This is a genomic window from Actinoplanes couchii, assembly GCF_016862075.1.
GTDB lineage: Bacteria > Actinomycetota > Actinomycetes > Mycobacteriales > Micromonosporaceae > Actinoplanes > Actinoplanes couchii.
Map to the genome: position 1 here is coordinate 26,471 of NZ_BOMG01000032.1, position 14,842 is coordinate 41,312.

The window sequence follows — 14,842 nt, forward strand, 5'->3', positions numbered from 1 at the left end:
CCTAGTTCAATTCCAGCAGCAGTGCCTGGTCGGGGACCAGCAGCGGGGCCGGGAGACCGGCCTCGCTCAGGATCCGGCCGGGCAGGGTCACGCCGTTCGCCAGCCACGGCGGCGGCGCGTCCTGGACGACCCGCGGCGCGACGCCGATCGGGCGGACCGTGTAGAGCCGGTCCGGGTCCAGGCCCGGGAACCTGATCGGCGGCGGCAGGGCCGCTGCCGGAGTGCCGACCGTGACCAAGGCGTACACCGCGTGGGTACGGTCCTGGGCGACCACCCCGTGCAGCTGCTGGGCCGGGTCCGGGGTGTCGGCCCGGACCACCCGGCCGGTGTGCAGCAGCGGCCGCAGCCGCTTGTGCTCGGCGATCCACGCGGCGACGTCGGCCTTCTCGGCAGGCGACGCCCTGGTCAGGTTCCACTCGATCCCGGCGCTGCCGAACAGCGCCGTGGCCAGGCGGAACCCGAGCGCGGAAGTGCGGCCGGTGACGTGCGCGACGCCGTCGCCGAGGTGACCACCGAGGTACTCCGGCGGCACCACCACCGAGGTCCAGCGCTGGATCGACTGCCGGTCCAGCGGATCGTTGGTGTCCGACGTCCAGAACCGGTCGACGAGCGGCAGGATTCCTAGGTCGATCCGGGCCCCGCCGGAGGCGCAGCTCTCGATCTCCACGTGCGGGAACGCCATCCGCAGGTCGGCCAGCAGCCGGTACAGCGCCCGGGTCTGCCGGTGCGCGTCACCCGGGGTGAGCAGGTCCCGGTTGTGATCCCACTTGAGGAAGGCGATCGGGTACTCGGCGAGCAGCGCGGACAACCGTTCCAGCAGGTGGTCGTAGGCCTTCTCGACGTCGAGGACCCGCTGGTGACGCCAGGTCGGCCCGGCGCCGCCGCCCAGAATCCAGTCCGGGTGCTCGGCGGCCAGCCGGGACTCCGGGCTGATCATCTCCGGTTCGACCCAGAGACCGAATTCCATCCCCCGTTGCCGTACGTGTGAGATCAGCGGGTGCAGGCCCTCGGGCCACACGGTGTCGTCGACGAACCAGTCGCCGAGCGCGCGCTTGTCGTCGCGGCGCCCGGTGAACCAGCCGTCGTCCAGGACGAACCGTTCCACCCCGGCCTCGGCGGCGGCGTCGGCCAGCTCGGTCAGCACCGCCAGGTCGTGGTCGAAGTAGACGGCTTCCCAGGTGTTCAGCACGACCGGCCGCGGCAGCTTCAGCGGCGTCATCCGGCGGATCCACGGGTGCAGCCGGTCGGAGAGCCCGTCCAGGCCGTGCTCCGAATGGACCGTGATCAGCCACGGGGTCTCGTAGGTCTCCCCCGGCCGCAGGACCACCTCGCCCGGGGCGAGCAGCTCACCGGCGCCGAGGACGCCGTAGCCGAGGGCCGAGCGCTCGGCCCAGATCCGCTTGTCGCCGCTCCACGCCAGGTGGGCGGCCCAGACCCGGCCGGTACGGAACCCGAACCCGGGCTCGCCGGCGACCATCAGGAACGCGTCGTCGTGACCGGGACGGCCGTGCCGACTCTCCCGGGACCAGACGCCGTGCCGCAGCGGGAGCCGCTGGGGCTGCCGCTCGTGACACCACAGGCCGGTGAAGTCGAGCAGTTCGGCGGCCTCGGCCGGGATCGGGAGCAGCACGTCCAGGCCGGGAACGGCGAGGTCGGCGCCGGTGCGGTTGGTCAGCGAGTGCCGGACCCGCAGGACGCCTTCGGAGGACAGTTTCAGCTCGCTGAGGACCTCGGCGTCGCTGTTCTCCGAACGTACACAAATCGCCCGGTTCTGCTCGGAGGCAGAGACCAGTCGCAGCGGACCGCCCGCGGTGAGAGCCGGGCGCCCGCTCCATCCCTCGAAGAGGGACGGAAGAAGGGACAACTGCGGGGGTACGTCGATCGAGCTCGGCGGCACGGCCGGAACCGTGGCGTCGGCCCAGGCAGCGACGTCGACGTCGCCCAGATCGGAACCCCAGTGCAGGATCGACGGCGCGACGCCGCGGGCGTCCAGCACAAGGCTGGTGCCCGCGGCGCGCAGGTGGAACACGGTCACTCGGCGACCGGGATGGACTGCGACTTCAGGGTCGCGACGGTCTTCTCCTGGGCGGTCTTGAGCGCGTCGTTGAGCGTGCCGGTGCCGGAGACGACGGCCTTGAAACCGTCCGAGGCCGACGCGTAGGTGTCGGTCATCGTCGGGCCCCACGCGAAGTCGGCGGCGACCTGGGTGGAAGCGGTCGCGAAGACCTCGTAGATCTTCTGGCCGCCGTAGAACTCGACGCCCTCGGTCAGCGCCGGCAGGGTGGCACCGGCCTTGGTCGCCGGGTAGAGCTGGGCGGCCTTGTTCAGCGCGGTCAGCGCCTCCTCGGAGGTGTTCAGCCACAGGGCGAACTTGGCGGCCTCGTACGGGTGCTTCGAGGACTTGAAGACCGCGGTGGACGAGCCACCCCAGTTACCGGCCGAGGTGCCGCCGGCGGTCCACTGCGGCATCGGGGCGACCGCCCACTTGCCGGAGGTGTCCGGCGCGCCGGACATGATCGAGTTGGCGCCCCACACCGCGGAGACCCAGGTCCACGCGTTGCCCTTGTTGTAGGCGTTGTCCCACTCGGTGGTCCACGGCGGGACGCTGGAGACCAGCTTCTTGCTGATCAGGTCCTGCCAGTAGTCGGCGACCTTCTTGGTGTTGTCGTCCTGGAAGTTCACGGTCCACTTGCTGCCGTCGTTCGAGAACCAACGGCCGCCGGCCTGCCAGGAGAGCCCGGCGAACTGGCTGATGTCGCTCTGCGAGAAGTTGGTGATGTAACCACCGGCGGTCTTCACCTTCTCGGCCGCGGCGGCGTACTCCTCCCAGGTCGTGGGGACCGGGATGTTGTTCTTCTCGAACAGGTCCTTGCGGTAGAACAGGGCCATGGGGCCGGTGTCCTGCGGGATGCCGTAGACCGAGTTCTCCTCACCGAAGGTGACCTGACCCCAGGTCCAGTCGACGAACTGGTCCTTGGCCGCGGTCACCTCGGAGCAGGAGGCCAGGTTGGTCAGGCCGTCCTGGACCCGGAAGCTGGGCAGCGCGTCGTACTCGATGTGGCCCAGGTCGGGGGCGTTGCCGGCCTTGAGCTGGTTGAAGAAGTTGGCGTAGGTGCCGCCGTTGCCGTTCGGGCCGGTCTGCACCTTGACCTGGATGTTCGGGTTCTTGTCGTTCCAGAGCTTGACCACGTCCTCGATCCCCGGGATCCAGGTGGTGTAGGTCAGCTCGACGTTGCCGGAGGCCGGGGCGCAGCTGGCCGCGCCGCCGGTCGCCTCGTCGGTCGAGTCGTCGCTGCCGGAGGAACAGGCCGCGAGGGTCACGGCCAGGGCCGAGGTCAGCAGGATGCTGAGCGATCGCATGGGTGGACGCACTTTGATCCTCAATCTTCTGTGATGTGCGGTTACTTGATGGCGCCGGAGCCGAGGCCGTTGCGCCAGAAGCGCTGCAGGAACAGGAAGGCGATCACCAGCGGGACGATGGAGACGAGAGCGCCGGTGAGCACGAACATCCGCAGCTCAGGGATCTGGTTCACCTGGGTGTTCCAGGAGTAGAGGCCGAGGGTGACCGGGAACAGCCGCTCGTTGCCCAGCATGATCAGCGGGAGCAGGAAGTTGTTCCAGACGGCCACGAAGTGGAACAGGAAGATCGTCACCAGGGCCGGGAACATCAGCTTGGCGGAGATCGTGAAGAACGTGCGGACCTCGCCGGAGCCGTCCAGGCGGGACGCTTCGAGCAGCTCGTCCGGGACGCTCGCGGTGGCGTAGATCCGGGCCAGGTAGACGCCGAACGGGTTCACCAGGCTGGGCAGGAAGACCGACCAGAAGGTGTTCGTCGCCTCGAACTGGCTGAAGATCAGGAACAACGGTAGGGCGAGCGCCGTGGCCGGCACAAGTACCCCGGACAGGACGATGTTGAAGATCGCCTCGCGGCCCGGGAACCGGTACTTGGCCAGGGCGTATCCACACATCGCGGCGAGCACGGTGCCGATCAGGGCGGCGCCGCCGGTGTACAGCACGCTGTTCAGCATCCAGCGCAGGAAGACCCCGTCGCGGTAGGCGAACAGCTCACTCAGGTTGTCACCGAGCGAGAAGTCGGCGAACCAGAGCGGGGTGGTGTTGTTGAACTGGGCGCGGCTCTTGGACGCCGCCACCAGCAGCCACCAGATCGGCACCAGGAAGTAGAGGGTCGCGGCGGCCATGACGACCATGGGGCCGATGCGGTTGACGTTCTTCACTTGTCGGCCCCCCGCTGGGTGAGCTTGAGGAAACCGAACGAGAGCAGGCAGGTCGCCAGGGCCAGGACCACCGAGAACGCCGCCGCCAGGTTGAAGTTCGGGATGGACGAGGTCGAGTAGACCGTCAGGTTCGGCGTGTACGTGCTGGTCACCGCGGAGCTGAAGGTGCGGAACACGGCCGGTTCGGCGAGCAGCTGCAGGGTGCCGATGATCGAGAAGACGGTGGTCAGCACGATCGCCGGCATGACCAGCGGGATCTTGATGGCCCACGCGGTCCGGAGCGCGCCGGCGCCGTCCATGCGGGCCGCCTCGTACACCTCCTGCGGGATCGCCAGCAGCGAGGAGTAGATGATCAGCATGTTGTAGCCGACGTAGATCCAGGTCACCACGTTCGCCATCGACCAGAGCACGAAGTCCGCGGAGAGCAGGTCGACGTTGCCGGTCAGAGCGGTGAACGGGGACAGGTTCGGCGAGTAGAGGAAGCCCCACATGATGGCGGCGACCACACCGGGGACGGCGTACGGCACGAAGAACGCCAGCCGGAAGAACGCCTTGCCCTTGACCAGGCCGGAGTCCAGCAGCAGCGCCAGCGCCAGCGCGACGCCGAGCATGACCGGCACCTGCACGATGCCGAACAGCAGCACCCGGCCGATCGACTCCCAGAACGGGCCGTCGGAGAAGACCCGGGTGTACTGCTCGAGTCCGCCGAAGACCTCCTGGGCCTTGCCGAACGTGCCCTGGCGCTCGATCTTGTACAGCGACTGCTTGATCGCGTAGCCGATCGGGGCCAGATAGAAGGCCGCGAACAGCAGACCGAACGGCGCGATGAAGAAAAGGAGCGGGCCCTTCTTGCCCTTCACGATGCCTCCTCCCGGACGACTGCGACACCGCCGCCCTCGACCCGCAACGCTCCGGTGACCGGTTGGCCGGTTACCAGGTCGTGGCCGGTCGCGGGGAACTCGACGGGGTCGGTGCTGTGGTTGATGACGAAGAGATAGCTGCGGCCGCCACCGGAGCGGCGGACGATTTCTACGTTCTTGTCCGTTTGACGGCCGGAAACCTCGGCCGCCTCTTTGAGCAAATCAGACATGTCAGCGTTTGTCGCGATATACCAAGCTGTACCCGCACCGTGCTGGTTGCGAGTGATCGCCGGAAGGCCGGCCATCGGGCCGTCGTCATAGGTGGCGATCGTGGTCGCGGTGGTCGCCTGCAGCCGCTCGGTCCAGAGCGTCGCGCTCTGGCCGTTGCTCAGTGTCACCGTTGTGCCCGGCTTCAGCGGCGCGAACTCCTCGGACCGCACACCCAGCACGTCCCGGAACGCGCCCGGGTACCCACCGAGCCGGACCCGGTCCCGCTCGTCGACGATCCCGCTGAAGAATGTGACCACCAGTCGACCGCCGGCCGCCACGTAGTCGGTGATCAGCTGCGCGTCGGCGTCCGAGATCAGGTAGAGGCAGGGCACCACGACCAGCTTGTACCGGCTCAGGTCGGTACCGGGCGCGATCACGTCCACGGTCACGCCCTGCTCGCGCAGCGCCCGGTGGGCGCCGTGCACCTGGTCCAGGTAGGTGACCGCCTGTGACGGCCGGGCCTCACCCTCGGCGGCCCACCACGACTCCCAGCTGAACAGCAGGGCGACGTCGGACTCGACCTCGGTGCCGGCCACCTCGCCGATCCGCTGCAGGGTCTCGGACAGCTTGAGCACCTCACGGAACCCGGTGCTGTCGGTGCCGGCGTGCGGCAGCAGCGCGGAGTGGAACTTCTCCGCGCCCTGGGCCGACGCCCGCCACTGGAAGAAGCAGATCGAGTCGGCGCCGCGGGCCACGTGCGTCAGCGAGTTGCGGATCATCTCGCCCGGCGCCTTGGTCAGGTTGTGCGGCTGCCAGTTGACCGCGCCGGTGGACTGCTCCATCAGCATCCACGGGCGCCCGCCGGCCAGGCCCCGGGTCAGGTCGGCGGCGAAGGACAGCTCCGCGGCCGGCTCCCCGAGACGGTTGTCCAGGTAGTGGTCGTTGGCGACGACGTCCATCTCCGGCGCCCAGGTCCAGTAGTCCTGGTTACGGATGTGCGCGGTGACCATGAAGTTCGTGGTGACCGGGACGTCCGAGTGGCGGCGCAGGATCGCCGCCTCGGCCCGGTAGTGGTCCAGCAGGTTGTCCGAGCTGAACCGCTGGAAGTCGATGAGCTGGCCCGGGTTGCGGAACGACAGCGTCAGGCGGGGCGTGCGGATCTCGTCCCAGGCGCCGTACCGCTGGCTCCAGAACGACGTGCCCCAGGCCTCGTTCAGCGTCTCGATCTTGTGGTAGCGGGCCCGCAGCCACTCCCGGAACGCCTCGGTGCTGGTCTCGCAGTAGCAGAGCGCGTTGTGGCAGCCGATCTCGTTGGAGACGTGCCAGAGCGCGATGGCCGGGTGCTTGCCGTACCGGTCGGCGACCTTCTCGACCAGGGCGAGCGCCCGCTCCCGGTAGACCGGCGAGCTGGGGCAGAAGCCCTGGCGGCCCCCCGGGTAGCGGGTCGTGCCGTCGGCGGCGACCGGCAGCATCTCCGGGTGCAGGGTGGTCAGCCAGGGCGGCGGCGACGAGGTGCCGGTACCCAGATTGATCTTGATGCCGTTCGCGTGCATCAGCTCGACGACCTGGTCCAGATCGTCGAACCGGTACCGACCCGGGCTCGGCTCGAGGTTGGACCAGCCGAAGATGTTGACGGCCACCAGGCCCACACCGGCCTGCCGCATGAGCGCGGCGTCCTCCCGCCAGACGTCCGGCGACCACTGCTCCGGGTTGTAGTCGCACCCCAGACTCACGCCCGGTAGCGGCATGCTCACGCTTTTCATAGAACTCCAGATCACGAAATGTGTGCACGTGCACACATTTCCGCGAGCCTAAACTGCGGTTACGGATGTGTGAACGTGCACACAGTAGGACTGGCCTGCGACGAGGTCAATACCGGGGCGGTTACTGTTGGTTCATGTCACGGCCACTGCCCCAGAAACGAGCCACGGTGCACGACATCGCGGCCGCCGTCGGCATGTCCCGGGGCACCGTGAGCCGCGTGCTGAACGGGGGCTATGTCTCCGCCGAGGCACGCGCCGCCATCGAAGCGGCGATGACCGATCTCGGCTACGTGCCGAACAATGCCGCCCGCGCGCTGAAGATGCGCAGGTCACAGGCGGTCGCGTTCGTCGCCCACGAGCCGCACTCGCTCTTCCTCGACGACCCCAACATCGGCTCGATCATGCTTGGCGCCAACGCCGCCCTGTCGCTCGCCGACCACCAGATGGTCAGCCTGGTCGTCGAGTCGGCCCGCGACAACGAGCGGGTCGCGCGCTACCTCAGCGGCGGCTTCGTCGACGGCGCCATCGTCGTGTCGGCCAGAACAAACGACCCGATCATCAAGGTCATCAGCGATCTCGCGCTGCCTGCCGCGTTCATCGGCCACCCGCCCGACCTGGCCCAGCACATCCCGTTCGTGGGGATAGACAACGTCGGCTCGGCAGTCGCCATCACCGAGCACCTGGTGAGCACCGGCCGCCGCCGGATCGGCATGATCGCCGCCGCCCTGGACCGTGACTCCGGCATCGACCGGCTCAACGGCTTCCGCGACGCCCTCGGCCCGCTCTTCGACGAGGAGCTGATCGCCGACGTCCCGCACTACGACTACGGCTCCGGCGTCAAGGGCATGCGCGACCTGCTCGAGCGCGAGCCCGGCATCGACGGCGTGTTCGCCGCCTCCGACGCCATCGCCGCCGGCGCTCTCGAAGCGCTTCGCGAGGCCGGCCGCAGCGTCCCCGGCGACGTCGGGCTGGTCGGTTTCGACGACAGCACGTGGGCGGTCCGCTGCCAGCCGCAGCTGACCACCGTCCACCAGCCGGCCAAGGAGCTGGGGTCGTGCGCGGCGCAGGTGGTGCTGCGGCAGTTGAGCGGCGAGACGGTGGAGACGACCAGGCAGCTCCTGCCCACCCCGCTGGTGCTGCGCGACTCGGCCTGAGCTGCCTCACCGCGCTTCCGCACTTTCTCAACAAGCCGCGCTTTCTCAACAAGCCGCATGTTCGCAACAAACCGCGCCTTCGCAACAAACCGCGCCTTCGCAACAAACCGCGCCTTCACGAGAAACCGCGCCTTCGCGCCAGGCTGCCTGATCCGTCCTTTCGGCCGCTTGATCACGTCTCGTTACTTGGGGTTCTGCGGGCCTACCGTGGCGTTATGCGTCCGGTACGGATCCACTGCCTAGTCCTGCCCGCGGTCAACCTGCTCGATCTGGCCGGGCCGGTCCAGGTCCTGCACACCGCTGCTCACCACGGCGGCCGGTACGAGATCGGCTTCGTCGCCGCCCGCCCCGCCGAGCCCTCCGCCCAGGGGCTGGCCTTCGGTTCGCTCGCCCCGCTCCCGCCCGTCGCACCGGGGGACGTCGTCCTCATCCCCGGGCCCGACCTCACCCAGCGGCTGGAGATCGACGCCCCGACTCTCGACTGGGTCCGTTCCGCCGCCGGCGCGGGCGCCTCGTTCGTGTCGATCTGCACCGGCGCGATCGTCCTCGGTGACGCCGGGCTGCTCGACGGGCGGCGGTGCACCAGCCACTGGAGCGTGATCGAGGCGATGCGACTGCGGTACCCGGCCGCCCTGGTCGACGACTCGGTGCTCTACGTCCGGGACGGCGCCGTCGCCACCAGCGCCGGGATCGCGTCCGGAATCGATCTGGCACTCGCCCTCGTCGAGGACGACCTTGGACCGGCGGTCGCCGCGGCCGTCGCCAGGGAGCTGGTGGTCCACGTGCGCCGCAACGGGTCGTCGGCGCCGCAGAGCCCGTTCCTCAGCCGCCGTGATCACCTGGATCCGGTGGTCCACCGGGTGCAACAGCTGCTCGCCGACCGGTTCGCCGAAGCGCACACGCTGCCGTCGCTGGCCCGGGCCGCACACGTGTCGGTGCGGGCGCTGACGGCCGCGTTCACCGCCGCGACCGGGGTGACACCACTGCAGTACCAGCAGGAACTCCGGATCGGGCACGCCGGGAACCTGCTCACCGCCACCGGCCGGCCGATCGACGACATCGCCCGGGACTGCGGGTACGCCGACGCCCGCCACTTCCGCCGCCTCTTCACCGAACGGCACGGGGTGTCACCACGCGCGTTCCGGGCCGCACACCGATGAGGCGCCTCGTCGTCCTGCTGCTGACGCTCGTCGTGCCGGCGGCGATGCTGGGCGCCGGCTTCACGCTGACCATGAACAGATCGTTCCCCGGCTCTTCTACCGGATCTACCGGACCTCTTGTCGGTCCTTTTGCCGGCTCCGGTGTTTCTCCGGCGGGCCGGATCCCGGTCGCGATCCTGCTCGGCAGCGGTGGTTCGGTGGCGACCGATGTCCTCGGCCCCTACGACGTGCTGGCTGGTTCGCCCGCCTTCGACGTGTTCACGGTCGGCGTGGGCACCGCCCCGGTGGCCCTGTCCGGCGGCCTGCGGACCGTTCCTGATCACTCGGTCGACGATCTGGACTCCGGCCGGGCACCGTGGCCGGAGATCGTGGTGGTCCCGGCGTTCACCGACCCGGCCGGCGACCCCGAACTGCTCACCCTGATCGAACGGGTCCACGACCGCAGCGGCCTGATCTTCGGGGTGTGCGCCGGAACAAGGGTCCTCACCCACACCGGAATCCTGAACGGCCGCCGGGCCACCTCGTTCTGGTCCGACCTGGACGGCCTGCGCCGGAGCCATCCCGGAACCACATGGATCAGCGGACAACGCTGGGTACGCGACGGCCGGATCCTGACCACGGCCGGTGTCAGCTCCGGAATCCTGGGAGCGTTACAACTGGTGAAGGAGCTGGCCGGCCCGTCCGAGGAACAACGCATCGGCGCCCGCATCAACTACCCCGGTTGGAACAGCGACTCCACCACGATCCCGGCCCAGCGGATCACGGCCTCCGACTACCCGTACCCGCTCCACGCCCTGCTCCCCTGGTTCCAGCCCCGCTACGGCCTGGTGCTGCCCCCGAGAACCGAGGAGATCGACATCGCCGCGGCGGCCGAACTCTACGGAGGCGTCGCGTTCACCGCCCACGTCATCCCACTCGCCGAGGCCGGAGAGATCACCACCGCCCACGGATTCCGCCTGCTGACCACCCCGATCAGCGAGGCCCCACAGTTGGACCGCCTGATCATTCCCGGACTCCGGTCCGGGTCCGGGCTCCCGTCTTTGTCCGGGCGCTCATCCCCACCTGAACTCCCACACGGGCCCGGGCTCCCGTCTTTGTCCGAGCGTTCATCCCCAGCTGAACTCCCATCCGGGTCCGGGCTTCCGTCTTTGTCCGGGCTTCCTTCCTCGGCCGGGCTCCCTTTTCCTGCCGGTCTTCCCTCTTTGGCCGAGCTTCCGGCCGGTGTGCCGGTTTTTCTGCCGCAAGCCGTCGAGGAGCCGGGGGATTCCGGATTTGACCCGATACTCCGTGACATCGCCCGCACCGACGGTCGTGGGGTAGCTGCGACGGCCGCGAAATACATCGAGTACCCGGCGCCGGTACTTCCCTCCGGAGCGCCCTTCCCCTGGCGGATCACGCTCCTGGCCGCCGGATTGTTCCTGCTCACGACCGCCGGATGGGCGGTGGCTCAGGTCGTCTCGCGCGTGCGGCGATCCGTCGTCCCCCAACCCTTTTCTGATACGAATCAGCAGGTCCCCGCCGAATCCGAGTCGCACCGTGGCCACACCGCGAGGTGAGCGCGGCGCAAGGTATCCCCGCGACCGCCGGGCCGGTAGCGGTGGTCACCGGCTGTCAGCCGCCGCCGCTGATCCGGTCCCACCGGCCAGGGGGATCCGGTCCCGCGGGTCAGGGGGATCCGGTCCCGCGGGTCAGGGGGATCCGGTCCCGCGGGTCAGGGTGATTCTCCGGGCCTGGCCGATCCGCCGCCCAGTTAGGGTGATGTCGATGATCTGTTGCCGGGTCGGTGACGCGGGGGTCGACGCCAGCGCCCGTCGCACCGCATCGCGCATGTCAGGCTGCTGCGGGGAGAGCGGGGCCCAGCAGGAGGCCGCCGTCGATGATCAAGTCGGTTCCGGTCATGAAAGCGGCGGCGGGGGACGTCAAGTAGAGCAGGGCCTCGGTGATGTCGGTGGGGGTTCCCAGGCGGGGCACCGCGAACGGGGACGGGTCGTAGAAGTCCGCGATCGGGCGGGCGCCGGGGCCGGCCGGTTCGGAGATCAGTCTGGTGTCCACCACTCCGGGGTGCAGGGCGTTGACCCGGATGCCGTCCCGGGCCAGCTCCAGGGCCGCGCTGCTGGTCAGGCCGCGGATCGCCCATTTGGCCGCTACGTACGGGGCGTACATCGCCGTCCCTCCGTACGCCATCGTGGAACCGATGTTGACGATCACGCCGCCGCCGGCCCGGCGCATCGACGGGGTGACCGCCCGGATGCCCAGGAACTGGCCGGTCACATTGGTCGCCAGCGTGCGGTCCCAGGTCTGCCGGTCGGTGGACTCCACGGTGGCCGGCGGATTCTGCACCCCGGCGTTGTTCACCAGAATCGTCACCGAGCCGAACCGTTGCTCGGCCGCGGACACGGCACCCGCCCAGTCCGCCTCGCTGGTCACGTCCAGACGGACCGCCATCGCGCGCTCGCCCAACTCGGCGGCCAGATCGAGCGGCACCCCCGGCAGGGCACCATTCCGACCGAGCCGACGCTGCTGTTCGGACCGAACCGAATCATCGGCACCGCTCCGAACGCCGGTCCGAATCGGATCATCGGCACCGCTCCGGACACCAGACCGGATCGGATCACCGGCACGGCTCGGGACACCGGACCGAATCGGATCATCGGTGCTGGTCCGGACGCTGGACCGGTTCGGATCATCGGCGCTGGTCCGGACGCCGATGATCACGTTTGCGCCCTCGGCGTGGTAGGCCCGCGCGTGGCTCGAGCCCATCCCGCCGGTGCCGCCGGTGATCAGGACGGTCTGTCCACTGAATCGCATGCTGTCCCCTCATTGAGGTGAGGTGAGCCGGTCAGCTCACCACCGAAGGTTAAGCCGTCCGCCGATGGCGAGTCAAGTGACTCACCTCGCCACCGGCATACTGTGGGCATGACCGCCGCGCCGTCCACCTATCACCGCCGCGTCGCCGAGCAGAAGCGCGCCGCGATCCTGGAAGCGGCCACCGGGCTGTTCCTGGCCTCGGGATACGACGGCACCTCGCTCGCCCGGATCGCCGAGTCCGCGGGGGTCTCGAAGGCCACCCTGTTCAAGCAGTTCCCGACCAAGGCGGCACTGTTCGACGCGATCGTCACCGAGTCGTGGCAGGTGGATGACGCGGACGGGCCGCAGCCTCCGGCCACCGATCTGCGCGCGGGGCTGACCACGATCGGCGGGCGGTATGTGGAGCTGCTGACCCGGCCCGGCATGACGGCCCTGTTCCGGATCGTGATCGCCGAGTTGCCGCGTTTCCCGGAGCTCGGCGAGGCCCAGTTCAGCCGGGGGAAGATGCCGTATTTCGAGTCGGTACGCCGCTATCTGGCCGCCACGGACGCCGCCGGAACGGCCACGGTGCCCGATCCGGAGCTGGCCGCCACCCAGTTCCTGGGCATGATCTCGAACTTCGTCTTCTGGCCGACCCTGCTCCTGACCCACTGGGAGCCGGGCGCCGAGGCACACCGCCACGCGGTCGACGAGGCCGTCACGACGATGGTCGCCCGCTACGCCCGCCAGGTGTGACGCTTCGCCGGGCCGTTCGACCGGGGTGATCGATGTGCGGTGGCCGGGCGGCATCGGTCGCTGGATCGGCGGCTGAGATGTCGCCGGGCGCAATCGGACACGTGGGGTCAGCGCGGCCCCGGCCGAGGACGTGCGGCCCGGCCGGTGACCGTCGCATCCGGCCCGGCGGTCGCGGGGCGGCGGTGAGTGCCGCCGGCCTCGCGTCTGGTCACGGGACGGACCGATGTGGCGGCGCCCCGGACTCGTACAAAATCAGCCTCTCAAGCCTTTGAGACGTTGGGCCAGGCTCGGCGGGGGCGGTGGGGGAACCGGGCGCCGCGGGCCGGTGGCGGGGCGGGAGCGGCCGATCGGGCGGTCGTAGTCGGCGGCGGCGATGGCGTCGATAACCTGCTCCTCGGTGAAGTCCTCGGAGCCGGGGATCGAGTCGACGAAGCCGACCAGCACGCCGTCGCGCATGACCTGCGCTTTCAGGGCCGCCGATCCGTCGTCGCCCCAGGTCGCCTCGCGGCCGTCGGGGAGGACCACCCGGACCGCCCAGGTGGAGCGGCCGGCGCTGGGGAGTTTGAGGTGGGCGAACACGTTGCGCTCACGAAGGCTGGCGACGACTCGGCGGGCGCGGCTCTCTTGCATGATCGAAACGCTAGCTCGCTCGTCTGGACGATCGCTGAGGATCCCCTGAACCTGAGCATATTGACGAACGCTACTACTTTGACACACCGATTTCACCGGATTCCTTTTCACGGGAGGCGGGCTTACCGTTCGGTAACCGAAGGGGGCCATCGATGAGATCGGTAACCGTCCTCGCCGTCACATCCCTGCTGAGCTTGGCTTTTACCGCCCCGGCGCAGGCTGCGGGCACTGTTTACGCCGCGCTCGGCGACTCCTACTCCTCCGGTGTCGGTGCACCGAGCCAGACCGGGATCTGCCTGCGCAGCAACCACAGTTACGCGTCCCGCTGGGCGGCCCGCAACAACCCGGCCACCTTCCAGTTCCTGGCCTGCAGCGGCGCCACCACCGACGACGTGCGGGCCGGCCAGATCCCGGCGCTGAAGTCCGGCGCCGACCTGATCAGCATCACCGTCGGCGGCAACGACGCCGGGTTCGCGCCGACCGTCGTCACCTGCCTCACCGCCAGTGACTCCGCGTGCGCGGCCAAGGTGAATCAGGGCAAGGCGTACGTGGCGAACACGCTCCCCGGCAAGCTCGACGCCACCTACGCGGCGATCCGGGCGAAGGCGCCGGGGGCGAAGGTGATCGTCCTGTCGTATCCGCTGATCTTCGACACCGCGGCGGTGATCTGCGAGATGAGCGTCGCCAAGCGCAAGGCGATCAACGACGGGGCCCGGGTCCTCGACGAGATGATCGAGCAGCGGGCCGAGGCGGCCGGGTTCGTCTACGCCGAGGTGCGGGACGAGTTCAGCGGTCACGGGGTGTGCTCGAAGTCACGGTACCTCAACGGCCTGACCATCGTCCCGCCACAGAATTCCTACCACCCCAACAGCAGCGGGTACGCCGACGGGTACCTGCCCGCGCTCAGCGACGCCGTCTGACGGGGCAACCGGACGGCAACGGGACCGGACCCGGATCCGCCGCCCACGATCGCCATAGTTCTCGTCATGGCCCGAGTGAACACGCTGATTTTCCTGGTCGTCGTCGCGTTCGCCGTGGTGGCACTGATCGACTGCCTGAGCACCGGCCGGGACCGCGTCTCGTCGTTCCCGCGCCGCGCGTGGGTGGTGCTCATCCTGCTCTGCCCGATCTTCGGCCCGGCCGCATGGTTCCGGGCCGGGCGGGCGCCCCGGGCCGTGTCTCAGGCGCCCGTCGCCCGGCCGTTCGGACCTGAGGACGACCCGGATTTTGTACGCCGGCTGGCGGAGTCCCTGCGTAACCCATGACTTTTCCCACCCCCGGTGGAAC

At 69.3% G+C, this 14,842-nt stretch carries 13 protein-coding genes; 6 read left to right on the forward strand and 7 right to left on the reverse strand.

Features of this window, described 5'->3' with window-relative positions; translation table 11 throughout:
- Position 1: 1 nt before the first annotated feature.
- Genes Aco03nite_RS09650 through Aco03nite_RS09670 form a run of 5 tightly spaced genes read right to left on the reverse strand, consistent with a single transcriptional unit; the run spans position 2 to position 7,053 of the window.
- Positions 2–2,035 carry an alpha-galactosidase gene (locus tag Aco03nite_RS09650; protein ID WP_203794450.1) on the reverse strand — a complete coding sequence of 678 codons (2,034 nt, stop codon included), beginning with the start codon at positions 2,033–2,035 and terminating at the stop codon, positions 2–4.
- The gene (locus Aco03nite_RS09655) at positions 2,032–3,360 is read right to left on the reverse strand and encodes an ABC transporter substrate-binding protein (protein ID WP_203794451.1); all 1,329 of its coding nucleotides are present in this window, start codon (positions 3,358–3,360) and stop codon (positions 2,032–2,034) included. The genes Aco03nite_RS09650 and Aco03nite_RS09655 overlap by 4 nt, the downstream gene beginning before the upstream one ends.
- Positions 3,361–3,401: 41 nt before the next feature.
- The gene (locus Aco03nite_RS09660) at positions 3,402–4,235 is read right to left on the reverse strand and encodes a carbohydrate ABC transporter permease (protein WP_307837635.1); all 834 of its coding nucleotides are present in this window, start codon (positions 4,233–4,235) and stop codon (positions 3,402–3,404) included.
- Positions 4,232–5,095: a carbohydrate ABC transporter permease gene (locus tag Aco03nite_RS09665; RefSeq protein ID WP_203794452.1), complete on the reverse strand. Its 864-nt coding sequence runs from the start codon at positions 5,093–5,095 to the stop codon at positions 4,232–4,234. The genes Aco03nite_RS09660 and Aco03nite_RS09665 overlap by 4 nt, the downstream gene beginning before the upstream one ends.
- Entirely contained in the window at positions 5,092–7,053 is a 1,962-nt protein-coding gene (locus tag Aco03nite_RS09670) for a beta-galactosidase (protein ID WP_203794688.1), read from the reverse strand. The genes Aco03nite_RS09665 and Aco03nite_RS09670 overlap by 4 nt, the downstream gene beginning before the upstream one ends.
- 149 nt (positions 7,054–7,202) lie before the next feature.
- On the opposite strand from Aco03nite_RS09670, the gene Aco03nite_RS09675 reads away from it, so the two are divergent.
- From Aco03nite_RS09675 to Aco03nite_RS09685, 3 genes are all read left to right on the forward strand, one after another.
- Entirely contained in the window at positions 7,203–8,222 is a 1,020-nt protein-coding gene (locus Aco03nite_RS09675) for a LacI family DNA-binding transcriptional regulator (protein WP_203794453.1), read from the forward strand.
- A gap of 215 nt (positions 8,223–8,437) precedes the next feature.
- Complete coding sequence (locus tag Aco03nite_RS09680; RefSeq protein WP_203794454.1) at positions 8,438–9,382, forward strand: GlxA family transcriptional regulator; 945 nt, start codon at positions 8,438–8,440, stop codon at positions 9,380–9,382.
- Positions 9,379–10,938: a DJ-1/PfpI family protein gene (locus tag Aco03nite_RS09685; RefSeq protein WP_203794455.1), complete on the forward strand. Its 1,560-nt coding sequence runs from the start codon at positions 9,379–9,381 to the stop codon at positions 10,936–10,938. The genes Aco03nite_RS09680 and Aco03nite_RS09685 overlap by 4 nt, the downstream gene beginning before the upstream one ends.
- A gap of 274 nt (positions 10,939–11,212) precedes the next feature.
- Here the strand turns inward: Aco03nite_RS09685 and Aco03nite_RS09690 are convergent, their stop codons facing one another.
- Positions 11,213–11,866, reverse strand: coding sequence for an SDR family NAD(P)-dependent oxidoreductase (locus Aco03nite_RS09690; protein ID WP_239145050.1), 654 nt, complete (start codon positions 11,864–11,866; stop codon positions 11,213–11,215).
- Between the two features lie 432 nt (positions 11,867–12,298).
- Here Aco03nite_RS09690 and Aco03nite_RS09695 point away from each other — a divergent pair, with 432 nt between their 5' ends.
- Positions 12,299–12,925 carry a TetR/AcrR family transcriptional regulator gene (locus Aco03nite_RS09695; RefSeq protein WP_203794456.1) on the forward strand — a complete coding sequence of 209 codons (627 nt, stop codon included), beginning with the start codon at positions 12,299–12,301 and terminating at the stop codon, positions 12,923–12,925.
- A gap of 252 nt (positions 12,926–13,177) precedes the next feature.
- On the opposite strand, the gene Aco03nite_RS09700 is transcribed toward Aco03nite_RS09695, so the two are convergent.
- Positions 13,178–13,555: a hypothetical protein gene (locus Aco03nite_RS09700; protein ID WP_203794457.1), complete on the reverse strand. Its 378-nt coding sequence runs from the start codon at positions 13,553–13,555 to the stop codon at positions 13,178–13,180.
- Between the two features lie 152 nt (positions 13,556–13,707).
- On the opposite strand from Aco03nite_RS09700, the gene Aco03nite_RS09705 reads away from it, so the two are divergent.
- Together Aco03nite_RS09705 and Aco03nite_RS09710 are read left to right on the forward strand one after the other, a co-directional pair.
- Entirely contained in the window at positions 13,708–14,475 is a 768-nt protein-coding gene (locus Aco03nite_RS09705; RefSeq protein ID WP_203794458.1) for an SGNH/GDSL hydrolase family protein, read from the forward strand.
- 66 nt (positions 14,476–14,541) lie between these two features.
- Complete coding sequence (locus tag Aco03nite_RS09710) at positions 14,542–14,820, forward strand: PLD nuclease N-terminal domain-containing protein (RefSeq protein ID WP_203794459.1); 279 nt, start codon at positions 14,542–14,544, stop codon at positions 14,818–14,820.
- Positions 14,821–14,842: the final 22 nt, after the last annotated feature.